Origin of the sequence: Phaeobacter italicus (genome assembly GCF_019801785.1) — a bacterium.
In the GTDB taxonomy this organism is placed as follows: domain Bacteria; phylum Pseudomonadota; class Alphaproteobacteria; order Rhodobacterales; family Rhodobacteraceae; genus Phaeobacter; species Phaeobacter italicus.
In genome coordinates this window covers 304,853-326,828 of the sequence record NZ_JAHVIJ010000004.1, presented here as the reverse complement: position 1 = coordinate 326,828, position 21,976 = coordinate 304,853, and the positions used below count along the sequence as shown (strand labels likewise).

The following is a 21,976-nucleotide window of genomic DNA, read 5'->3' as shown; positions in this document are numbered from 1 at the left end:
AAAAGGGGTGGTTCAAACCTGTTTCGCGGTCTTGTTCACCCACTAAACGGGGGGCTGGCTGCCAGGGCCAAGACGCGACACTGCCCCATCAGGCAGTGGGCCGCGCGGATCACCACAATACACCTTGGGGGATGGCAAAAAACTGCCCCGCTTGTCAGCAGGGCGGTCGCTGTGTTTGGGCAAGATCTCCTGCAGGAGGGGTGTCAAACCGCCTCTTTGAAGTGATCAAAGCCTGCGTCGGCCTGTGGCGCAGCAGAAACGCCACCGGACAGGTCGAACCTCTCCATCAGACGTGCGAGGGTTTCGGCGTCAGACCGCAGCATATGGCCTGCGGCTGTTGCTTCTTCGACCATGGCCGCGTTCTGCTGGGTCACCTGATCCAGCTGGCTTACGCCCAGGTTGATCTCGCTTAGGCCGTTTGCCTGTTCGGATGCCCCAGTTGCAATGTCAGACACCAACCCGGAAATGTGGTTCACCCGTTCGACGATTTTCTCGATCGCCTCACCGGCCTTGCCAACCAGATCGACGCCCTGTTCCACCTGCCCAGAGCTGGCGGCGATGAGCGATTTGATCTCTGTCGCGGCGTCAGCAGATCGTTGGGCAAGGCCACGGACCTCCGACGCGACGACCGCAAAGCCACGACCCGCTTCACCGGCGCGAGCTGCTTCAACACCTGCGTTGAGAGCCAGCAGATTGGTCTGGAACGCGATGTCGTCAATCACACCAATGATCCGCGAGATCTGGGCAGAGGATTCTTCGATGTGGCCCATCGCGCTGACAGCGGTGCGAACGATTTCACCGCTGCTTTGGGCCTCTGCGCGGGCTTTGTGCATTGTCTCTTCAACGTTTTTTGCGCCTTCAGCCGCTGATTTGACAGAGACAGTCAACTCCTCCAGCGCGGCGGCTGTCTGTTCCAATGTTGCCGCCTGGCTTTCGGTTCGGTTGGACAGGTCATCAGAGGAACGGCTGATCTCAGTCGCGCCATTGTTGATGCTGCCGGTTGCGTCCAGAACCTGATGAATGGTGCCTTTGAGGGTGTCGACCGTTGCATTGAAGTTTGACTGGAGCTTTGCGTATTCCGGTGCAAACGGTTCATCAATCCGACAATTCAGCTTGCCTTTTGCCAACTCGTTCAGGTGGTCGCCCAGAACCGCCACCATGCGTTCGGTTTCCTGCTGGGTCTGGATAGCACGTGCTTCTGCCCGTTCGGCTGCGGCGGCCTGTTCGCGCGCGGCGTCCTGTTCGCTGAGCAAGGCTGCGTCAGCGGCCCGGCTCTTGAGCAGGCTGATCAGTAGAACCCCGCTTTCAAGCAGAACAATCGCTGCATGCAGGACCGTCCGTTGCAGGTTCTCGCTTAGCCCGCCTGATGGGTAGACAAGGCTGGGCAGTAGAAGGCTGAAGGAGATGTGATGTAGTGCCACAAGGACGGTGGCAAAGATAAGCGCGCTTGGGCTGCCCAGTGTCGACACGATTGCCAGGGCCGCGAAGAACATCATGTGGGCATCAAGCTGCCAAGGGTGACCGTTCAAGGCCGCCGCGAACAGGATGCAATGGCCCACAAAACAGAAGCTGAGCACGTAGTCCCGCGTTGAATGCGGCAATGACTGAGACACAAACGCAAGCCCACCAAGGGTAAGGCTCAGCAATCCGAGGGTCCACCAGTTCCCCGCATCATTGAGGTAGAATGCCGCGAGAGCAGGGATTGGCATCAGCAGCCAGCTCGATACCTGTTGGACGCGCTGCTCCGCATTCGCATTGGAAACAGCAGGGGCGGTGGCTTTACCTTGGCTGACGCCCTTCACTTTGAACATAGTTCCAGAACCTTTCTTCCATCCATGACCAACCACGCCCCCTGGCGCAAAAGTTGATCGGCGCTTTGTGGGGTTTCCAGCATCACCAAGGCACCAAACGGCGCACGCTCTGGTGTGACCTCAGCCACATTTGAACGCTTTGCGATCTGCGCGGCGCTGTCACCCCAGGGGGGCGCAATAATCAACGCCACCTCACCGACCTGCGGAGTGGCACTGGCAAAAAGCATGATCGCGGGTGCGCAGACGGTGATGACTGCGGTCACTGCAAAGAAGATGAGATTCTGTGCGGCTTCCCCCATACCTCAACACGTAGGGGATATACCTTTAAATTTACTTTCTGGATTGAAAGTGAATTTGCGTGGAAATCCTCGTTAGGCGGTCACTGGCCCAGTTCGTGCTGCAGCCGCTGCTTGGCGATTTCTGCGTTCCGCATCGAACGTTGGTGATCCACCAAAGCCTGTTTGACATAATCCAGATGGGTCTCCACCGCCTCCCGTGCCCGGGCCGGATCGCGGGCCTGAAGAGCGGCGTTGATAGCTCGGTGCTGCTCCAATAGCGCCTCGCGGGTGGTGTGTTGTTGGAACATGACACGGCGATTATAGAATACGCCCTCTCGCAAGAGATCAAACATCGACCGCATCATATGCAGCATCACGACGTTGTGGCTGGCGTCCATGATTGCGGAATGGAATTTTGCATCCAGGGCGGCCGCCTCTTCCGAGGTCGCGGGATCGCCTGCCATTTCCATTTTGTCGAAGATCGCCTGAATGACTTGCAGATCATAGTCCGAGCCGAACTTTGCGGCCCGTTCTGCAGCGAGCCCCTCCATATCGCGGCGAAAGCTGAGGTAATCGAAAACCGCCTCATCATGACTTGCAAACAATTGCACCAGCGCAGGCGAGAATGCAGAGCCGAGAACATCGGCCACAAATACACCTGCCCCCGCTCGTGACACCAGCAACCCGCGATCTTGAAGGTCCGCCAACGCGTCCCGCAGAGATGGGCGAGAGACGCCCAGCCGTTCTGCCAGCTCGCGCTCGGCAGGGAGCCGTTCACCCGGTGTCAGAATACCCCGCAGGATGAACTGCTCGATCTGACGAACCACAGAGGCAGAGAGTTTTTCAGGCTGAACTTTTTGAAAGGGCATTGCAGCGGACCGGTTCATATTGATTGGTCAAAACATATGACCACGTGGGGCGAGCGGCTGCAAGGTCTCCATCGCAGATCGCGGGTGCAATTGCAGACAGGTGCGAGGCGCCATGCTAACCTGCGCATAAGGCCAAGTTCACGTACTCACGACCCTGTCCACAGACCACGGTGCGCCTTATGTATATGACTGTCCGTTTTCCGCAAAACCTCCGTTTTCTTCTGATTTTGCCCCTTGTCGTTTTGGTTGGCGCCTGCAATACGGCAAGCCCGCATTTTGCGGCAATGCCGATGCAGCGCGTCACGGTTGATGGCAGCACCTTTGAGGTGCGGGTGCATGGCAATCTGGCAGAGGCGGTACGCATCAATGCCCAGTATGCGCCGCGTCTTGGCCCTATCCGGGAGCGGGCTCGCCGAGCGATGGAAGCGGCCAGCGGGTGTGACGTGGACCGCGTTCTGGGGGATCAGGCGCTGCTGGTTGGGCAGCTCAGCTGTCCGGGCGGAGAATCCGCAAAATAGCAGGTTATCCACAAGATATGGTGGCGAATTGGCGCTGATACCGCTGATTTGGGGGGCAGCCAGATTGACAGTGGTGTAACAAACCCATGACACTTGGACCCCAATGAATCACAGGATAGTCGCTTGCGATTTTCGAAACTCAGACTGAATGGCTTCAAAAGCTTTGTGGATCCAACCGACCTGCTGATTGCGGACGGGCTGACCGGTGTGGTTGGGCCAAACGGCTGCGGCAAATCCAATCTGCTTGAGGCCCTGCGCTGGGTCATGGGGGAAAACCGCCCCAAGGCGATGCGCGGTGGCGGTATGGAAGACGTGATCTTTGCGGGCACGAACTCCCGTCCTGCTCGCAACTTCGCCGAGGTGAGCCTGCTCATCGACAACAGCGAACGTCTGGCTCCCTCCGGCTTTAACGAAAACGACAATCTGGAAATTCTCCGCCGGATCACCCGTGATGTCGGCAGCGCGTATAAGGCGAATGGCAAGGATGTGCGGGCCCGCGACGTGCAGATGCTGTTTGCTGACGCATCAACGGGCGCGCATTCTCCGGCTCTGGTGCGCCAGGGGCAGATTGCAGAGCTGATCAACGCCAAACCCAAGGCGCGCCGCCGCATCCTTGAGGAAGCAGCGGGCATCTCGGGTCTTTATCAGCGCCGTCACGAGGCTGAGCTCAAGCTCAAGAACACCGAAGCCAACCTCCTTCGGGTGGATGATGTGATCGAGCAGCTGGCAGCCCAGTTGTCGCAGCTCTCGCGTCAGGCCCGCCAGGCGCAACGCTACCGTGACATCGGTGAACAATTGCGCCGGGCAGAGGGGATGCTGCTGTATCGGCGCTGGCGCGAAGCTGATGATGCCCGACTTGAGGCCGAAGACATCCTTCGCCTGCGTGAAAGCCAGGCAGCCAAGGCCGAAGCGCTGGCGCGGGCATCCGAAATCAAACGCCAGGAAGAAGAGGCAAAGCTGCCTCCTCTGCGCGAGGAAGAAGCGATTGCTGCCGCCGTGGTCCAGCGGCTTGTCGTTCAGCGTGACGCGCTGAGCGATCAGGAAGCTCAGGCTCGCCAGACCATTGAAACCCTGACCAATCGGGTGGCTCAGCTGGGACGCGATATCGACCGCGAAAGCGGTTTGAACCGGGATGCGGGGGAAACGATTGAACGGCTGGAGTGGGAGCAGCGCGAACTGTCGCGCGCTTCTGTCGGTCACGATGACCGCCTTGCCGAGGCTGCGGAGCGCGCCCGCGAGGCTGGAACCGTTCTGCAAGCCCGCGAAGAGCACCTGACCAGTCTGACGGAAGACGTCGCGCGTCTGGCCGCCCGCCACCAGTCAGCGCAGCGACAGGTCGAAGATTGCCGTCGCGCGCTGAGCCGTGCGGAGGACGAAGGCAGCGCTTCGCGCGAGGCAATGGCAACCGCCCGCGAGACGCTTGAAATGGCAGAAGGGGCCTTTGCGTCCGCAATCGAAGCCGAAGAGGAAGCCCGCGAAGCCGCTGAGCAGGCCGAAGAAACGCTTGCTGCCGCCGAGGATGCGCGCAGTGAGACCCAATCGCGTGAGGCAGAAGCCCGCGCGTCCCGGTCCGAGGCAGAAGGTGAGCTGGGCGCGCTGCGGGCGGAAGTGACGGCGCTGGCCAAGCTGGTAGAGCGTGACACTGCCGAAAGCGGCCATGTGCTGGACGACATGCGCGTCGCACCGGGCTATGAAAAGGCACTGGGCGCCGCGTTGACCGATGATTTGCGTGCGCCCCTGGCAGAGGTCGATGGCCCGAGTGGTTGGGTGACATTGCCACCTTACGACGGGGATGCTCCGCTGCCTGCGGGTGCTGTGCCGCTGTCGCTTCATGTGACCTGCCCCGACGCGCTGCACCGGCGTATCTCTCAGGTTGGACTGGTGGACAGTGACGCTGCGCGGGATCTGCATGCGAAGTTGTTGCCGGGTCAGCGCCTTGTCACCCTGGAGGGCGATTTGTGGCGTTGGGATGGGTTCCGGGCATGGGCCGAAGATGCCCCCAGCGCTGCGGCTTTGCGGCTGGAGCAGATGAACCGCCTGGAAACACTCAAACAGGAATTGGAACACGTCAGCGCCCGCGCTGACGGGGCCCGCGCGGCCCATGAGGTTCTGATGCGAAAGCTTGCAGATGTCACCGCGGCCGATCAGGCGGCCCGCCAGGCCCGGCGCGCAGCAGACCAGCGATCCGCTGAGGCCGCACGTGCGTTGAGCCGGGCAGAAAACAACCGCAATTTGGCTGAGGGCAAGCTGGAAACCCTTGGGATCGCGGTGGCCCGTCACGACGAAGATGCAGCCAATGCCAAGGCGCAGCTGGCAGAGGCAGAGGCTGCACAGGCCGATCTCGCCGATCTGGATGAGGCCCGCACAACGGTTGAGGACGTCAAGCAGGCGGTTGAGGCGGCACGGATCACGATGCTCACGCACAGGTCTTCTCATGATGAGCTGCGCCGTGAAGGCGAAGCCCGGATTGCCCGCAGTCAACAGGTCACAAAGGATCTCTCTGGTTGGCGGCACCGTCTGGAAAGCGCGGACCGACGTATCGCAGAGTTGAACGAACGTCGGGAGGCCACTCAGGAAGAGCTGGAAGAGGCGCACGCGGTTCCGGCCGAGATCGCGGAGACCCGCGAAGAGCTGAACGCCGCGATCGAGGATGCAGAGGCCCGCAAGGCCGCAGCTTCGGATGCGCTTGTCGGTGCGGAAACCGTGCTGCGCGATGCCGTGCAAAACGAACGTGAATGTGCCCGCCTGGCATCAGAGGCCCGTGAAGCGCGCGCCCGATCCGAGGCGCGCTGCGATGGGGCACGCGAAGCTGTCGCACTGGCCGAAGACCGTATTCGCGAGGAACAGGAAACCGTTCCGGAGCAGCTCGCCGCGCAACTAGATGTGGCGCCGGAGGACATGCCCAGCTCGGACGAGCTGGAGGCCGAAGTCAACCGACACAAGCGCCAGCGCGATGCCCTTGGTGCGGTAAACCTGCGCGCAGAAGAAGATGCGCGGGTGGTACAGGAAGAGCACGATCAGCTGGTCGGTGAAAAGGCGGATCTGGAAGAAGCGGTGAAAACCCTTCGCGCGGGGATCGCCAGCCTCAACCGTGAGGGCCGGGAGCGGCTCTTGACCGCATTTGAGGAGGTGAACGCGAATTTTGCCATGCTGTTCACTCATCTCTTTGGTGGTGGTGAGGCCAATCTGGTGATGGTCGAAAGCGACGATCCGCTTGATGCTGGGCTCGAGATCATGTGCCAGCCGCCGGGCAAGAAACTGTCGACCCTGTCCCTGTTGTCGGGTGGCGAGCAGACGCTGACCGCAATGGCGCTGATTTTTGCTGTCTTCCTGTCCAACCCCGCTCCGATCTGCGTGCTGGACGAGGTCGACGCGCCGCTCGATGACGCGAACGTCACGCGGTTCTGCGACCTGCTGGATGAAATGTGCCGCCAAACCGACACGCGGTTCCTCATCATCACGCACCACGCCGTGACTATGGCCCGCATGGACCGGCTGTTTGGTGTCACGATGCAGGAGAAGGGCGTGAGCCAGCTGGTTTCCGTGGATCTGAAAAAGGCCGAAGCTTTGGTGGCCTGATCGGTTGTTCTGCTGCGACCCATGTCCTAGGGTCGCAGCATCAACCACAGGAATTCACATGAAGTATCTTTCTCTAGTGACCGCCGCGGCATTGTTCGCATTGCCCGGCTTTGCCCAAGCGCAGAACATCGTCGCGAAAAATGCGACCAGCATTGCCAACTTCTTTGACGAAGAAGGGGTGGCCTTCGAAGTCACCACTGATGATGTGGGCGACCCCAAGATCAAGGTCGACTACTACGGCAATGACTTTTCCATCTATTTCTACGGCTGCACAGACAACACGAACTGCGACGCGATCCAGTTCTTCTCTGGATACCAGACCGATGGTGGCGTTCGTCTTTCGAAAGTGAACGAATGGAACACCGAAAACCGGTTTGGTCGCGCCTATATCTCTGAGGAAGGCTCTGCCCGGATCGAGTTTGACATCTACCTTGGAAACGATGGCATGGATCCGGATGACTTTGCCGAGACGCTGGGTATCTGGTCCCGCATCGTGCAGGATTTCGAGACCTTGATCGACTGGTGAGCCGTGTCTCTCTGACCTGACCGCAAGCGTCACTGAAACGTGACGGCGATCTGTGAACAAGTCTGATAGGCTGGCAGCATGAAATTCCTGTTGCTGCCAGCTTTGTTTCTTTCCCTGCCTGCCATCGCGCAAGAGGCATCAGCACCCACATGGGCCCTCAGGGCAGGGGACACGCCATATGATGCGGAAACACTCGCGAGTTTGCCGGGGCAGTCGTTTGTGTTCTACGACGATGGCGAGGCCATATTCGGGCTGGATGGGGCCTATTCCTACACATATTCCCCGGCCAATGGGGGCGGCACTGCCTGGGGCAGCTACCACATCGCCACGGACGGCAGTGTTTGTGTGGCATTTGTTTCGGGGGCGACCCGCTGCGATCTCTATGTAAAAAATCGCAACCGCACCATTTTGATCACGGAAGATGGGCAACGTTTCCCGGTGCGCCAGTCAGGTTAGCGCGGCGATTTGAACAGGCTCTAACCCGCAAGTTAGAGCCGGATTTTCAAAGACGCGAGAGCAGGGCTGGGGTAGGCCAGGCGTCAGCTGGCAGGCCCAGACGTTTCTGTTCCTGCTGCACGGCCTGTCGGGTGCGCGCCCCGAGTATGCCGTCGATTTCACCAACATCGTGACCACGGGCCTGCAATTTTGCTTGCAGCTGTTTCATCTGGCTACCGGACAGACCTTTATCCGGATTGCCCGCGTCATAACGATCTGCACCGGACAAGCGGGTGCCAAAATAGGCGGCTGTCAGAACGTAGGTAAAGCTTTGGTTCCACTCGAAGTAGACGTCAAAGTTCGGATAGGCGAGAAAGGCTGGCCCCTTGTGTCCCTGCGGCAGTAGCAAGGCGGCCTTCATGTTTGGGTTGGCGAGCCGCCCATTGCGCGGCGCCACCCCAAGTTTCTGCCACTGGGCAACGCTTTTCTTGCGGTAGGCCCCCGTCTGGCTGAGATCCAGATCCGCCGGGATTTTGACCTCCTGCAGCCAGGGCTCGTTTGGCCGCCATCCGAGGTGCGACAGCATCTTGGCACCCGACATCAGGGCATCCGGAGCAGAGGTTTTCAGCCGCACGTGGCCATCGCCATCGGCATCAACCCCGTTTTCGAGAATGTCGCGCGGCAGCATCTGAACCATGCCGATTTCGCCCGCCCAGGCTCCGGTCGTTTTTTGCGGGTCGAAATCCCCGTTGCTGTAAAGCTCCAAAGCCGCGAACACCTGCGGGCGGAACAGCTCTGGGCGGCGACAGTCATGCGCCAGGGTGACAAGTGCATTCAGCGTGTTGAAGTTGCCCTGGACCGCGCCATAATCGGTCTCAAACGCCCAGAATGCCAAGAGCACGCCGCGATCAATGCCGTAGGTTGTCTCGATCCGGCGGAAGATGGCGTCGTATTTCTTGGACATCGCCCGTCCACGATCCAACCGCCCCTGGGATATCAAGCGCTGCGAGAACTCAACGAATGGTTTTTGGAAAACACCCTGTGCCCGATCAGCCTTGAGTACGGCAGGATCCTGACGCACGCCCTTGAAAAAGCGGTTCACGGTTGCCCGGTCATACCCGCCAGTCATCGCCTCCTCTTTGAGAGAGCTGACGAAATTGGAAAAGCCGCCGCCGCATTGGGCATGGGCTGTCACAGGAAGGGCAAGGGTAATCAAAGCAAATAGGCTGGAACGCAACACGGGAAAACCGTCCTTTTTCGTGGAACTTCCCTTTGTTAGCTAGAACAGCACGGCAATGGCAACCGTAAGGATAAGCCCAAGCCCCCAAGCAAGCCAAAGCGTGCGCACGGCCCGCTTGATGCTATGGGCGTCACTGCTCTTGGCTCCATCCGGATTGACCCATGGAAAGGACTGCATCCGCCCGTCATAAGACCGGGGCCCGGCGAGCGCGACGTGGATGGCGCGTGCCATCGCGGCCTCTGGCCAGCCGGCATTGGGTGAGCGGTGTTGACGGGCATCTGCGGCAATGTCGCCCCAGTTGCGCAGCTGTCCACCGACGATTGCGATCAACACAGCTGACAGACGCGCCGGAATCAGATTGAGAAGATCGTCAAATCGCGCAGCCGCCCAACCGAAATGGCGGTGACGCGGTGTCTTGTAGCCGATCATGCTGTCCGCGGTATTGGTGAATTTGTAGATCAGCAGGCCAGGCAGGCCGCCGATCAGGAACCAGAAAGCCGGAGCGATGATCCCGTCAGAGAAATTTTCGGCGGCACTCTCGATGGCAGAGCGAGAAACCTGCGGGCCAGTCATCTTGCCGGTGTCGCGACTGACAATCATCGAAACCGCAGTCCGTCCTTCCGCGAGATCGCGGCGCAGCCCGTCTGCCACAGCCTCCACATGTTCGCACAGCGAGCGCTGCGCCAGCAGGATGGCCGCGACCAGAACTTCGACAATCGGACCCGCAAGGGACAAAACCCACCCCAACCAGCCGGCAAAAAGAACAAGCCCGACCATGGCTGCGATGCCTTTTGCCTTTCGGTGGTGGCCATGGTTCAGCTGATTGTCCAGCTGTTTGATGACGCGCCCCATCAGCACCGCCGGATGCGGCAGGCGCGACCATAGCCACTTTGGTTCACCAAACAGCGCATCCAACGCCAGCGCAGGAACAAGAAGGGCAGCGGTGGTCATAGCGCAGCCTCCAGGCGCTCCCATCCGTCGGCAGGGGGCAGGCCAAGACGAAGATAGGTCGAGGAATATGGGAAAATCCGGCTCCAGATATGGGCCTTTGCGAGCCGCTGCTGCCAGGCAGCAGCGTCATCCACTTCGTAAAGACGGAACAGATCCGTGCCCCCGACCAGCGTGGCGTCCTTGGCATGCATCAAGGCATCCAGCCGCTCGGCCCCTTTTGCCAGTTGCGCGCGGGTGGTGATTGCCCAATCCACGTCGCGCAGCGCACGTGTGCCAACCCGCAGCGCAGGTCCGGACACAGCCCAAGGCCCTTGCAGGTTGCCCAATTGCTGGATCAGCTCGGGATCACCGATTGCAAAACCCAGCCGCATCCCGGCGAGCCCCCAGAACTTGCCAAAGCTCTTGAGGACAAGGGTGCCCGGCCGCTCAGCCAGATGAATCAGACTGTTTTGGGGACAGACGTCGCAGAAACTCTCGTCAATGACGACAAGTGGGGCCTGAACGTCTTCGGCAGACCATAGACGACCATCGGGGTTGTTGGGGTGCACGATGACGCGGGCCTCTGCCGGACCATGGGCGACGGTTGTCCAGCCGTGGTTCACAAAGGCTGCTGCGTGTTCGTTGTATGTTGGCGTGGTGATTTCGACCCAGCGTGCCTCTGCCAGGGCGGGGATCGCCGCAATCAGCGCAGAGGCTCCGGGAGCAGGAACAATATCAGCACCTGCCGGGACATCCCAAAATGCCCGCGCCGCCTGTATGAGATCGAGCCGTGCTTGCTCGTCTGGCAGAGCGGTCCAGTCAGAGGCGGTGAGGCCCGCGACAGGGTAGGGATCGGGGTTGATGCCGGTTGAGAGGTCAATCCAGTCTTCCGGTCTGCCCCCGAATTCCGTCATGGCGGCGCTCAGATTGCCGCCGTGGTCGCGTTTTTGAGGGGCCGAATTGTCCAGGATGCCAGTCATCATGAGCCTTGCATGAGAAAACAAGATCAGCGGTCGTGCCGAAGCCCGCCGCGATCACCGTATGGAGTAGCTGTGTTTGGGATGCAAACATAGGTGATTGTGCACCGCAATTCCCCAAAAACGGTGATCGAACAACGGTCTGCAACAGACTTGCGGCAGATTGACGGTCGGTGTTTGTCGCAAATTGCCGCAGAAGCCGCCAATGGCGACTTTTCGTGCGCTGGTGCCGCGAATCGCGGGCGGGCTTTGCAGAAAACTCCTCGCAACAATCCACTAGATTTGCGCTGATTTAATCCCTGAGGGGGCCACCTGAGCGTCCCCTCAGAAATCCATGAACCACTTGCTGTCAGTCACGGCCGTGTGGGGCCAACCAGTCAATCTGTGGGTTGGTCGGAATAATCCGGTGCGGATTGATGGTGTCGTGGCTGTAGTGGTAGTGGCGCACGATGTGATCCATCCCGACTGTCTTTGCAACGCCAGGGTGTTGAAACAGCGCCCGCGTGTAGGCCCAGAGGTTCGGATAGTCGATGATCCGTTTCCGGTTACATTTGAAATGCAGGTGATACACCGGATCAAACCGAAGCAGGGTCGTGAACAGGCGCCAGTCGGCCTCTGTCAGCTGCTCTCCCAGCAGGAAGCGATGTTCCGACAGGATATCTTCGAGCCAGTCCAGTGTCTCAAAAAGCGGATCAATCGCGGCGTCATAGGCTTCTTGCGATGTGGCAAAACCGCATTTGTAGACGCCATTGTTTAGTGTCGAATAGATACGGCTGTTCACCGCTTCGATCGGCTCCCGCAGCTCTTCCGGCCAGTAATCGTCGGTGTTGCCAGTGATGTCATCAAATGCACTGTTGAACATCCGGATGATGTCGGCGCTTTCGTTAGAGACGATGGTGTTTTCCTTTTTGTCCCAAAGAATTGGAACAGTCACGCGCCCCGAATACTTTGGGTCGGCCCGGGTATAGATTTCATGGGCAAAACCACTGCCAAACAGGGTGTCACCGGTGGCGCCATGCTCGTCCTTGGCAAAGGTCCACCCTTTGTCGAGCATGTCGGGGTGCACGACCGAGATGCTGATATGGTCGGACAGGTCTTTCAGCTGGCGAAAGATCAAGGTGCGGTGCGCCCACGGGCAGGCGAGAGATACATAGAGGTGATAGCGTCCACTCTCGGCAGCAAAACCAGCGCGCCCTGTTGGGCCAGCCCGCCCGTCAACGGTGATCCAGTTGCGAAATTGCGCAGCCGAGCGTTTGAATGCGCCACCGGTTGATTTGGTGTCATACCACTGGTCGTGCCAGATGCCGTCAATCAGAAGGCCCATGCTGTTCTCCTTTTCATCTGGCCACAACTTAGGCCCGCAAACGACGGGCGCCCACTGCCGTCAGCGCGCAGTTTCTCTGCATCCATGCACAAGGGGAGGAAAGAGTGTGCGCCAGACGACATCTCGGGGGGATGCGATGGCAACTCACGGAAATGACTCAAAAACTTCACTTGATTTTAGTCATTTGCGAGTCATCCTTTAATCAGCCGGGCAAAACGCCCACCCGCCCGCTGGGACGGTCACAAGAGTGTGACCAGTTCGTAGCGTGTGGGATCACAGAGAAGGGTCATTCAGATGACGACATATGTGCCAAAAGCTGTACAGGACGCCCTTGATGCCGCCCGGATGCAGGGCCTGAAGAGCAAAAGCCGTCTACGGGTCTCTGTCGAGGATCAGATCTTTCCGGTTTTGCGCATGTGGAAGGATGGCTTCTCTGTTGAGGCAGAAACAGCACCGCAACTGCGGGGGCTGGTTGATCTGTACGATGGCGCACGCCACCTGTCGCAGTGCCTGATCGTGGCCTCTGATCTGGAAGGCGATGAGATGTGCTATGAATTCAAACGGGCAACCCCGGCTGCGGAGAGCGCACCGCTTGATTTCTACCGTGCACCTGATGCGCCGGTTGCGCTTCTTGCGCAGGATGACAGCCGCCTGTGATGCGGCAATGCCAGTGATCCGTACCACGCCGGATCTACGAGATTAGAAACGGGGGCAGCCATCTCTGGCGCCCCCGTTTTCATGTGTGTTCAGTGTCCTGATGGTCGGATCACTGCAGGTCCGAAAACGCTTCGCGCAGGCGATTGCAGGCTTCTTCGATGCGCGAGCGCTGGGTGCCCAGGTTGAAGCGCAAGAAGTTTTCTCCGCCGGTTCCAAAGGTGCTCCCGTGGTTGGCGGCGATCTTTGCCCCCTGTTCAACCCGCGCGGTAAACTCTTCCCGGCTCATGCCGGTGCCGGAGAAATCGACCCATGCCAGATATGTCGCCTGCAGCTCGGTCGACCGCAGGCCAGGAATGGAATTGACCGCTGCATCAAACATCTGCCGGTTGCCGTCGAGATATGCCACCAGCTCGTCGACCCATGCGGCGCCTTCGGGAGAATAGGCGCAGGCCGTTGCCCATTGGCCGGGCGAGTTGGGGGACAGCGCCAGCGCCATCATCCGACGTGAAAACTGTGCTCGGAGGTCCGGATCCGGGATGATGACCTGACCGGTGTGCATCCCTGCAAAATTGAATGTCTTGGATGGCGCCGTCAGCATCAGCAGACGGTCGGTGATGTCAGGGGCAGCATTCTGCATCGGAATATGCTTGGCATCCCCATAGACCAGATCGTGATGGATCTCGTCCGACAGCAACATCAGATCGTGCCGTTTGGCAAAATCCGCAACGGCGCGCAGCTCTTCCTGGGTCCAGACACGGCCACCCGGATTGTGCGGTGAACAGAGGATGACCATCTTTTCGGATCCGGTCATCTGCGCGTCATATGCTTCGAAGTCCATTTCATAGCGGCCGTCATTCTGGACCAGCTGGCATTCCACCACTTCGCGGCCCGCATTGCGGATGACTTTGGCAAAGGCGTGGTAGACAGGGGTGAACAAAACGATGCCGTCACCGGGTTGGGTGAAGGTATCCAGACACATGCCCACGCCGTTGACGAGCCCGGTCGTCGTAAAGATGGCATCTGCCTCGACATCCCAGCCATGGCGGTTTTTCATCCACCAGCGAATGGCGTCTTTATAGGGGCCGTCGCAGTTGACGTAGCCGTAGACACCATGATCTGCCATCTCCCGCATCTTGTTGGTGACAACGTCTGGAACCGCGAAATCCATATCAGCGACCCACATGGCCAGACCGTCGTCGCCCGGCACATTGTAGAGGTCGCTCATCATGTCCCATTTGGCGCAATGGGTGCCGCGGCGGTCGATGATCTTGTCAAAATCCATGCTCAAAACTCCGTTTGTCAGGGCCGAAGCTAACGCCATCAGCGCTGTGCGCAAGGGGGGCGTTGCAGGGCGGGCGGCAATGGCCTACATCAACGGCATGAAACGTCCAATTCTGATCCATCCCGATCCCCGCCTGAAAAAGGTCTGCGCAGAGGTGCCAGATCTGACTGATGCGATGCGCACTCTGGCGGATGATATGCTGGAAACCATGTACGCGGCCCCCGGTGTTGGCCTGGCTGCGCCGCAGATCGGTGTGCTGGACCGGCTGATCGTTCTCGATTGCGCCAAAGAAGACGAAGAGAGTCCGCGCCCGCTGGTCATGTTCAACCCAAAGATCGTTTCGGCCTCTGATGAGACCAACGTCTACGAGGAAGGTTGCCTGTCCATTCCGGATCAATACGCAGAAGTCACCCGCCCGAAGGTCGTTGAGGTCGAGTGGATGAACCGCGATGGAAATGCCGAGCGTGAAACCTTTGACGGGCTGTGGGCGACCTGTGTTCAGCATGAAATCGACCATCTCGATGGCAAGTTGTTCATCGATTACCTGAAGCCGCTGAAGCGCCAGATGATTACCCGCAAGATGCAAAAGCTGAAGCGGGAGCGCGCGCGCGGTTGATGCGTGGGGCCGGGTTTGCCCCTGTGCGTTCCGTTCGGACAGCCTGCTGAAAACCACAAGGGAAGGACCAAGACCGATGGCAGTTCGCCCCATTGTTGCCTGGCCCGACCCTGTCTTGTCGACGCCTGCCAGCCCGGTGATCGCCGTCCCTGACGTCGCCGATCTGGCCCAGGATATGCTGGACACCATGTATGGGGCGCCAGGCCGTGGGCTTGCAGGCCCGCAGGTTGGTGTCCTGCAGCGCGTGTTTGTGATGGACACGACCTGGAAGGATGGCACACGCGCACCGCTGATCTGTATCAACCCCGAGATCAAGGATCGTTCCGATCAGCATGTTTCCGGGCCCGAAGGTTGCTTGTCGATCCCGGGTGTCAGCCTGACGGTCGAGCGATCGGAGTGGGTCGATCTGGAATGGAGCGACCTGCAGGGCGTGCGCCATTGCCGCCGTTTCGACGGGTTTGACGCAATTTGCATTCAGCATGAATACGATCACCTTGATGGTATCGTGACCTTTGACCGGGTGTCAGCAGTGGCACGGGCAGAGGCAGAGAAAACATATAATTCCTACGTGGAGACATCCCGATGACCGTGCGCACCTGCCTGCCGTGGCCCGACAAACATCTGCGCAGCCGCGCTGTAGAGGTAAGTGAAATCACCGACGATGTCCGTGCTCTCTGGCAGGATATGATCGATACGATGGAGGCCATGCCGGGGGTGGGTCTGGCCGCCAATCAAATCGGCGTTCTTCAGCGGCTGGCTGTTGTGGACGGCTCTACCGAGCGCGGTCGCGCGGTGCGTATGGCAAACCCTGAAATTCTTCATGCATCGGTTGCGCTGCGGGAACATGACGAAGCGAGCCCCAACCTCCCCGGCGTGTCGGCAAAAATCAAACGTCCCCGCGCCGTCACAGTACGCTATATGGATGAAAACGGAGAGACGGTTGAGCGGGATTTCGTCGGGATCGAGGCGACCAGTGTTCAGCACCAGATCGACCACCTGAACGGCAAGATGTACTTTGACAACCTGTCAAAGGTGAAGCGGGACATGTTGCTCCGCAAGGCGAAAAAACTGACCGGTTGATGGTTGGCTTCGGGGGAACACCCTAGGGTCCAAGCGGGTCAGCCAGAAGGGAAAGGGCAGGACATGCGCATTGTATTTATGGGGACGCCCGATTTCTCGGTTCCGGTTCTCGACGCATTGGTGGCGGACGGCCACGAAATCGCGGCTGTTTACTGCCAGCCCCCCCGTCCGGCTGGTCGCGGCAAAAAGGACAGGCCAACTCCTGTGCATGCCCGCGCGACGGAACTGGGCCTTGAGGTGCGCCACCCGGTCAGCCTGAAAGGCGCAGACCAGCAGGCGGAGTTCGCGGCCTTGGCGGCGGATGTCGCGGTGGTGGTTGCCTATGGGTTGATCCTGCCGCAGGCGGTGTTGGATGCACCACATCACGGCTGTCTGAACATCCATGCAAGCCTGTTGCCGCGTTGGCGCGGTGCGGCGCCCATCCACAGGGCCATCATGGCGGGCGATGCGGAAACCGGCGTTTGCATCATGCAGATGGAAGCGGGGCTGGATACCGGTCCTGTCCTGATGCGAGAGGCCACCGCGATTGGATCAGAAGAAACAACCGCCCAGCTGCATGACCGTCTGTCCGACATGGGGGCGGCGTTGGTTGTGCAGGCTCTGCGGCGCTTGCCGGAACTGACCGCCGATGTGCAACCAGAGGAAGGCGTGACCTATGCCCATAAGATCGACAAGGCCGAAGCCCGTGTCGATTGGGCCCGTCCTGCAGCCGAAGTAGACCGCCAGATCCGTGGCTTGTCGCCGTTTCCGGGGGCTTGGTGTGAAATCGATGGCCAGCGGGTCAAGCTGCTGGCCTCTCGTTTGACAGAGGGCACAGGCCCTGCCGGGGTTGTTCTGGACGACAGTCTGCGGGTGGCCTGTGGTGACGGAGCAGTGGAGCTGCTGCGCCTTCAACGGGCGGGTAAGGGCGCACAGGACAGGGAAATCTTCCTCAACGGCTTTCCTGTTGGCGCGGGGACCCAACTCTGAAAGGAGCGAGTATGTTCTTGGCCTTGTTTGGCAGCGTCGTGATCGCAGGCATCGTTGGCTACCTGGCCGAAAAATCCGGCTTCACCCGCAATGGTTACCTGTCATCCATCATCATCTGTGTCGGTGGCGCGTTTCTGTTCCACTTTGTGGCGATCATGTTTGGCGTCGGGTTTCGTGCGCCCGGATGGAATGCCATCGCGGCTTCCATCGGGGCGCTGATTATCGTGCCGTTTCACTGGCGCAGGTAGTGTTGTGGTTGCTCAGCAGCGGGGCGGCCGGGCGCGATAGACCGGCAGGTGCCAGCCAAAGGCAATAGAGCCTGCGCGCAGCACCCAGCACACTACAGCGCAGGCGAACAGCGCCCAGCGTGTCGGCATCCCGAGGGAAACCGCAACAACCGCCGTGATCGCGCCGACCATGGCGCAGGTGATGTACAGCTCACCTTGCTTGAGCACGAGCGGAACCTCGTTGCAGACCACATCCCGCATCAGCCCGCCGAGGGTGCCTGTGGCCATCCCCATCAGAACCACGATCACCGGCGTCTGTCCGGTCAGGATGGCGGCACCTGTCCCGGCTGAAACCGCGACCGCGAGCGCAAAACTGTCCAGCCAGACAACCCAACGCAAGCGGCTCTCGACCAGGTGTGCGGTAAAGAACACCACCACAGCCGCACCGGCGGCCAGCAGGATGTTGTTGGAATCCCCAATCCAGAACACTGGGTGACGATCCAGCAGCAGATCGCGCACCGTGCCGCCGCCTACCGCCGTGAGGCAGGCCACAAAGGCAAAGCCGACAATATCCAGCTGCGCCCGGCTCGCGACCAGCGCCCCGGAGGCGGCAAAGACCAGAACGGATGCGTAATCCAAAAGGGTGAGGATCGTCATGCTTTTGCTTTGCCCTGCTTGAACGGAGCCATGCCAGCACGAGCCAGTTCATCCGCGCGTTCGTTTTCGGGGTGACCCGCGTGACCCTTCACCCACTCCCATGTCACGGTGTGGCGTCGCTGCGCCTCATCCAGACGCTGCCACAGCTCGACATTCTTGACGGGTTTCTTGGAGGCTGTTTTCCATCCGTTGCGCTTCCAGCCGTGGATCCAACCGGTCACGCCGTTCTTCACATACGCGGAATCGGTGACAACCGTGATGGTCGAGGGACGGGCGAGGCTTTCCAGCGCATGGATGGCTGCCAGCAATTCCATGCGGTTGTTGGTCGTCTCTGCTTCGCCGCCCTTCAGCTCTTTTTCTTTGATCACGGTGTCGCCATCCATCGCGCGCAGCAGGGCGCCCCAGCCGCCGGGGCCGGGGTTGCCGGAACAGGCACCGTCCGTGTAGGCAAACAGCTCAGCCATGGCAGGCCACCGAAATCCAGCGGGCGACAGAGCCGTCCAGCCCGGTGCTTTCGCCTGTGGTGCTGTTGGTCGGGGCAAAGCCCGCAGCGCGCAGCAGATCCGTCAATTCATCTTCCTCGTAATAGGTATAAAGCCGCCCGATGGCGTCTCGGGCTTCGCCCTTACCGAGCTTCAGCGCAATGTAAAAGGGCCCACCTGATCGCAACGCCTGCCGAATGGCGCGCAAGTGGCGCGGGAAATCCAGCCGGGGGGCATGCAGCAGGCTGAAATTGGCCCAAACACCATCGAACAGATCTGTGCCCGATATGTCGTCAAAGCTGCCTTGCCGCGTTTCGACGCCTGCGTGGTCCTTGGCGAGGGCGAGCATTTTTTCTGAGGGGTCCATTGCAAGCGGCCGCAACCCGGCCGAGGCCATGACAGCGCTTGATGTGCCAGGACCACAGCCCAAGTCCAGGACATGGCCGTTTTCGCGACATGCAGAGATGAACGCCGCCAACCTGGGATCTTTTTGCAAGTGATCGGTATTCTGCGCGGCGTAGTCGGCCGCGCGGGTGTTGTAGATCTGGAGCGTTTCTGGATCTGGGCCCCTCATAGGTAGACGCCGATCGCGAGGCAGGAAATCACAATCGCCGTCAGCAGCAGGCGCAGACGCATCCACCAGCCGGGGGTCAGGCCCCACATGTGAAAGGCATAGTCCAGCAGCAGAAGGCCGGCGAACCCATAGATCAGGTTGATCCCTGCGCTTGTCGGCCCGCCGCCCGTCATGAAAAAGGCCCACAAGGCAGGGATCACCGAAAGCGCATAGCCCATCGTGGCGCGCAGGCCGGAGGTTTTGGTGGCGAACCCCCACAGAACTCCGGACATGAAACTGAGGATCACAGAGCCATAAAACAGCTGGATATAAGGGCCAACAAAGCGGGGGCCCAGGTGCGTGGCGCCCCAGGCCTGAAGGTTTGGCATATGGGTGGTCAATGCGCCCCAGACAAAGGGGATGAGGCCGGCCAGACCCAAGACAAGCGGGGCAGGGGGGATCTTGGTCATGCGCGCTCCATTGCAAGGCGGGCAGCAAGCGCGCCAAAGAGCGCAGCAAAGCTCCGGTTGAGCCATTTTATCACTGTGTCCGACCCCAAAATCATGCGACGCGCCTGGGCCGCAAACAACCCGTAGAGGACAAAAACAGCAAACGTCATGGCCATGAATATACCCCCAAGCAGGACCATTTCTTGCGTTGCCGCATCCGGCGCACCTGACAGAAAGGGCGGCAGCAACGCCAGGAAGAACAGGGAGAGTTTGGGGTTCAAGATGTTGATAAGCGCCCCGCGTTTGGCGATTTTGATGCCTTCGTCCTGGGCGCGCCTCTCAGCAGAGAGGGAGAGCGCCCCATCAGATCTCAGCATCTGCCAAGCAAGGTACAACAGATACAGGACACCTGCGATTTTGACCGCCTGAAACAGAACAGCGGACGTATGCAGAACTGCGGCCAATCCCAAGGTGGCTGCAGCCAAATGCGGGACGATCCCGGCTGTACAACCCAAGGCCGCCCATATAGCGGCGCGCCGTCCCTGACCAAGGCCAAGCGCAATCGTGTACAAAACCCCGGTGCCGGGCGCGAGAACAACGACAAATGCCGTCAGGAGAAACTGCACTGAAATCAAATGACCAAATCCTTTTTGCCCTGCCTAACGAGGGCAAGGGTAGTGGGCTGTCGGTCAGTTGCAAGATAAACAAAACCCGCAGACGGGGAATGTGGCTGCGGGTCTTGATGGTTGGGCGCTTCAGGCAGGCGTGCGTAGAACGCGGGGGACTTTGAACTCCACACGCTCAATCGCGGTCTCAACAAGTTCTACGGTAACATCATAGCGTTCGCGGAACGCGTCGATGACCTCGTTCACGAGCAATTCCGGCGCGGATGCCCCGGCGGTGATGGCGACCGAAGAGATCCCTTCCAATGCGCGCCAGTCGATATTCTCCGCCCGTTGCACCAACTGTGCATACTGGCATCCCGCTTTTGCGCCGACCTCGACAAGACGCTTGGAGTTCGACGAATTGGGGGCGCCCACCACGAGCAGGGCATCCGCCTTGGGGGCCACTTCCTTCACGGCTTCCTGACGGTTCGTCGTGGCATAGCAGATGTCTTCCTTGTGAGGGCCGACAATATTGGGAAAGCGGGTCTGCAAGGCTGCGACGATGTCCTTGGTGTCATCAACGGACAGCGTTGTCTGGGTGACATAGGCAAGGTTGTCGGGATCGCGGACGTCTACGGTCGCGACATCATCCGGCGTCTCGACCAAAAGCACCTCGCCATCCGGCAGTTGCCCCATTGTGCCGATGGTTTCCGGGTGGCCCTTGTGGCCGATCATGATCATCTGCAGACCGTTTTCTGCGTGGCGCTGCGCCTCGATGTGTACTTTTGAAACCAGCGGGCAGGTGGCATCGACATAAACCATCTGACGGCGATCTGCCTCTGCCGGGACGGATTTCGGGACGCCGTGCGCGGAAAAGATCACCGGCCGGTCATCGGGGCATTCATCCAGTTCTTCCACAAAGACGGCGCCTTTGGCCCGCAGGCCATCGACCACATATTTGTTGTGGACGATCTCGTGGCGGACAAAGACAGGTGCGCCCCATTTTTCGATCGCCATTTCAACGATCTTGATGGCGCGGTCGACACCGGCGCAAAAGCCGCGTGGGGCGGCGAGATAAAGGGTGAGGGCTGGCTTGGTCATCACGGTCTCCTTGCCGCTCAGAGCTAGGGCTTTCTGTGGTCAAGGTCCAGACCCGTGACAGGGTTGTACGTAGGTTTCAGACAAAGCCGTCACAGGCGGTTGGTTCATGGCGGGCGTTGGCCTGGTGGCGCGGGGATCGGAACAACAAAGACCCGCAGCGCGATATCCCATCGTGCTACGGGTCTTGGTCCGAAGTCAGATCGCGCATAATGGCGCGCCTGCCTTGTGTCAGCCGTTGGCAGCAGACACGGGGCGCGGTTCACCCTGTTCGCGCGGAGGACGGCCAATCACGTCCTTCAGCTCTTCCAGTTCGATGAAGTTGTCGGCCTGGCGGCGCAGCTCATCCGAAATCATGGGTGGCTGGCTGCGGATGGTCGATACAACAGAAACGCGCACGCCCTGACGCTGCAGGCTTTCGACCAGTGGGCGGAAATCACCATCACCGGAGAACAGCACGATGTGGTCGACACGCGGTGCAAGTTCCATGGCATCGACTGTCAGTTCGATGTCCATGTTGCCCTTCACTTTGCGACGGCCCATGCTGTCGGTGTATTCCTTGGCCGGTTTGGTGACCATGGTAAAGCCATTGTAGTGCAGCCAATCCACCAGGGGGCGGATTGGGGAGTACTCATCGTTTTCCAGCAGAGCAGTATAATAAAACGCCCGCAGCAATTTCCCCCGGCGCATGAATTCCTGCCGGAGCAATTTGTAATCGATGTCAAAGCCAAGCGCCTTTGCGGCGGCATATAGGTTTGATCCATCGATGAACAGCGCGAGCCGTTCGTCCTTGTAAAACATCAACAGTGTCCTT

Annotated in this window: 25 protein-coding genes; 10 read left to right on the top strand and 15 right to left on the bottom strand. The window is 59.8% G+C overall.

The window, feature by feature from the left end; translation table 11 throughout:
* Positions 1 to 203: 203 nt before the first annotated feature.
* The 3 genes from KUV39_RS11875 to KUV39_RS11865 all read right to left on the bottom strand — a co-directional run bounded on the left by KUV39_RS11875 (position 204) and on the right by KUV39_RS11865 (position 2,958).
* The gene (locus KUV39_RS11875) at positions 204 to 1,811 is read right to left on the bottom strand and encodes a methyl-accepting chemotaxis protein (protein WP_222459850.1); all 1,608 of its coding nucleotides are present in this window, start codon (positions 1,809 to 1,811) and stop codon (positions 204 to 206) included.
* Positions 1,799 to 2,110 (bottom strand): hypothetical protein, encoded by a 312-nt coding sequence (locus tag KUV39_RS11870; protein WP_222459849.1) that lies wholly within the window; start codon positions 2,108 to 2,110, stop codon positions 1,799 to 1,801. The genes KUV39_RS11875 and KUV39_RS11870 overlap by 13 nt, the downstream gene beginning before the upstream one ends.
* A gap of 80 nt (positions 2,111 to 2,190) precedes the next feature.
* Positions 2,191 to 2,958, bottom strand: coding sequence for a FadR/GntR family transcriptional regulator (locus KUV39_RS11865; protein ID WP_008558889.1), 768 nt, complete (start codon positions 2,956 to 2,958; stop codon positions 2,191 to 2,193).
* A 179-nt stretch (positions 2,959 to 3,137) separates the two neighbouring features.
* On the opposite strand from KUV39_RS11865, the gene KUV39_RS11860 reads away from it, so the two are divergent.
* The 4 genes from KUV39_RS11860 to KUV39_RS11845 all read left to right on the top strand — a co-directional run bounded on the left by KUV39_RS11860 (position 3,138) and on the right by KUV39_RS11845 (position 8,037).
* Positions 3,138 to 3,476: a hypothetical protein gene (locus tag KUV39_RS11860; RefSeq protein ID WP_222459848.1), complete on the top strand. Its 339-nt coding sequence runs from the start codon at positions 3,138 to 3,140 to the stop codon at positions 3,474 to 3,476.
* A gap of 123 nt (positions 3,477 to 3,599) precedes the next feature.
* Complete coding sequence (locus KUV39_RS11855) at positions 3,600 to 7,055, top strand: chromosome segregation SMC family protein (protein WP_209034776.1); 3,456 nt, start codon at positions 3,600 to 3,602, stop codon at positions 7,053 to 7,055.
* Between the two features lie 58 nt (positions 7,056 to 7,113).
* Positions 7,114 to 7,581, top strand: a complete 468-nt coding sequence (locus KUV39_RS11850) for a YbjN domain-containing protein (RefSeq protein WP_037302645.1) — start codon at positions 7,114 to 7,116, stop codon at positions 7,579 to 7,581.
* Positions 7,582 to 7,659: 78 nt separating this feature from the next.
* Entirely contained in the window at positions 7,660 to 8,037 is a 378-nt protein-coding gene (locus KUV39_RS11845) for a hypothetical protein (protein WP_222459847.1), read from the top strand.
* Between the two features lie 46 nt (positions 8,038 to 8,083).
* Here KUV39_RS11845 and KUV39_RS11840 read toward each other — a convergent pair whose 3' ends face one another.
* The 4 genes from KUV39_RS11840 to KUV39_RS11825 form a co-directional block, all read right to left on the bottom strand.
* Complete coding sequence (locus tag KUV39_RS11840; RefSeq protein WP_209034778.1) at positions 8,084 to 9,256, bottom strand: lytic murein transglycosylase; 1,173 nt, start codon at positions 9,254 to 9,256, stop codon at positions 8,084 to 8,086.
* 39 nt (positions 9,257 to 9,295) lie between these two features.
* A complete protein-coding gene (gene cbiB, locus KUV39_RS11835) occupies positions 9,296 to 10,207 on the bottom strand; it encodes an adenosylcobinamide-phosphate synthase CbiB (RefSeq protein ID WP_222459846.1) in 912 nt (303 codons plus the stop codon).
* Positions 10,204 to 11,169 (bottom strand): threonine-phosphate decarboxylase, encoded by a 966-nt coding sequence (locus KUV39_RS11830; protein ID WP_222459845.1) that lies wholly within the window; start codon positions 11,167 to 11,169, stop codon positions 10,204 to 10,206. Before KUV39_RS11830 ends, cbiB begins: the two co-directional genes overlap by 4 nt.
* Before the next feature lie 343 nt (positions 11,170 to 11,512).
* A complete protein-coding gene (locus KUV39_RS11825) occupies positions 11,513 to 12,487 on the bottom strand; it encodes a glutathione S-transferase family protein (protein WP_046211676.1) in 975 nt (324 codons plus the stop codon).
* Between the two features lie 294 nt (positions 12,488 to 12,781).
* Here KUV39_RS11825 and KUV39_RS11820 point away from each other — a divergent pair, with 294 nt between their 5' ends.
* A complete protein-coding gene (locus tag KUV39_RS11820) occupies positions 12,782 to 13,144 on the top strand; it encodes a hypothetical protein (protein ID WP_008562835.1) in 363 nt (120 codons plus the stop codon).
* A gap of 109 nt (positions 13,145 to 13,253) precedes the next feature.
* Here the strand turns inward: KUV39_RS11820 and KUV39_RS11815 are convergent, their stop codons facing one another.
* Complete coding sequence (locus tag KUV39_RS11815) at positions 13,254 to 14,426, bottom strand: MalY/PatB family protein (RefSeq protein ID WP_222459844.1); 1,173 nt, start codon at positions 14,424 to 14,426, stop codon at positions 13,254 to 13,256.
* 97 nt (positions 14,427 to 14,523) lie between these two features.
* Between KUV39_RS11815 and def (KUV39_RS11810) the strand changes: the two genes are divergently transcribed.
* The 5 genes from def (KUV39_RS11810) to KUV39_RS11790 all read left to right on the top strand — a co-directional run bounded on the left by def (KUV39_RS11810) (position 14,524) and on the right by KUV39_RS11790 (position 17,339).
* The gene (def, locus tag KUV39_RS11810) at positions 14,524 to 15,042 is read left to right on the top strand and encodes a peptide deformylase (RefSeq protein WP_046211675.1); all 519 of its coding nucleotides are present in this window, start codon (positions 14,524 to 14,526) and stop codon (positions 15,040 to 15,042) included.
* Between the two features lie 76 nt (positions 15,043 to 15,118).
* Entirely contained in the window at positions 15,119 to 15,628 is a 510-nt protein-coding gene (gene def, locus KUV39_RS11805) for a peptide deformylase (RefSeq protein ID WP_222459843.1), read from the top strand.
* Complete coding sequence (gene def, locus KUV39_RS11800) at positions 15,625 to 16,122, top strand: peptide deformylase (RefSeq protein WP_046211569.1); 498 nt, start codon at positions 15,625 to 15,627, stop codon at positions 16,120 to 16,122. The genes def (KUV39_RS11805) and def (KUV39_RS11800) overlap by 4 nt, the downstream gene beginning before the upstream one ends.
* Before the next feature lie 63 nt (positions 16,123 to 16,185).
* Positions 16,186 to 17,091 (top strand): methionyl-tRNA formyltransferase, encoded by a 906-nt coding sequence (gene fmt / locus KUV39_RS11795; protein ID WP_222459842.1) that lies wholly within the window; start codon positions 16,186 to 16,188, stop codon positions 17,089 to 17,091.
* A gap of 11 nt (positions 17,092 to 17,102) precedes the next feature.
* On the top strand, positions 17,103 to 17,339 hold the full coding sequence (locus tag KUV39_RS11790) for a hypothetical protein (RefSeq protein WP_008559687.1): 237 nt from the start codon (positions 17,103 to 17,105) through the stop codon (positions 17,337 to 17,339).
* A gap of 12 nt (positions 17,340 to 17,351) precedes the next feature.
* On the opposite strand, the gene KUV39_RS11785 is transcribed toward KUV39_RS11790, so the two are convergent.
* From KUV39_RS11785 to KUV39_RS11755, 7 genes are all read right to left on the bottom strand, one after another.
* A complete protein-coding gene (locus tag KUV39_RS11785; RefSeq protein WP_222459841.1) occupies positions 17,352 to 17,975 on the bottom strand; it encodes a trimeric intracellular cation channel family protein in 624 nt (207 codons plus the stop codon).
* Complete coding sequence (rnhA, locus tag KUV39_RS11780) at positions 17,972 to 18,439, bottom strand: ribonuclease HI (RefSeq protein WP_046211566.1); 468 nt, start codon at positions 18,437 to 18,439, stop codon at positions 17,972 to 17,974. Before rnhA ends, KUV39_RS11785 begins: the two co-directional genes overlap by 4 nt.
* A complete protein-coding gene (locus KUV39_RS11775) occupies positions 18,432 to 19,031 on the bottom strand; it encodes a class I SAM-dependent methyltransferase (RefSeq protein WP_222459840.1) in 600 nt (199 codons plus the stop codon). Before KUV39_RS11775 ends, rnhA begins: the two co-directional genes overlap by 8 nt.
* The gene (locus KUV39_RS11770) at positions 19,028 to 19,480 is read right to left on the bottom strand and encodes a DUF3429 domain-containing protein (RefSeq protein ID WP_050674082.1); all 453 of its coding nucleotides are present in this window, start codon (positions 19,478 to 19,480) and stop codon (positions 19,028 to 19,030) included. The genes KUV39_RS11775 and KUV39_RS11770 overlap by 4 nt, the downstream gene beginning before the upstream one ends.
* Complete coding sequence (locus KUV39_RS11765) at positions 19,477 to 20,094, bottom strand: LysE family translocator (RefSeq protein ID WP_222459839.1); 618 nt, start codon at positions 20,092 to 20,094, stop codon at positions 19,477 to 19,479. The genes KUV39_RS11770 and KUV39_RS11765 overlap by 4 nt, the downstream gene beginning before the upstream one ends.
* A gap of 120 nt (positions 20,095 to 20,214) precedes the next feature.
* Positions 20,215 to 21,165, bottom strand: coding sequence for a 4-hydroxy-3-methylbut-2-enyl diphosphate reductase (gene ispH, locus KUV39_RS11760; protein WP_008562680.1), 951 nt, complete (start codon positions 21,163 to 21,165; stop codon positions 20,215 to 20,217).
* 228 nt (positions 21,166 to 21,393) lie between these two features.
* Positions 21,394 to 21,963: a LabA-like NYN domain-containing protein gene (locus KUV39_RS11755; RefSeq protein ID WP_008563198.1), complete on the bottom strand. Its 570-nt coding sequence runs from the start codon at positions 21,961 to 21,963 to the stop codon at positions 21,394 to 21,396.
* Positions 21,964 to 21,976 lie beyond the last annotated feature (13 nt).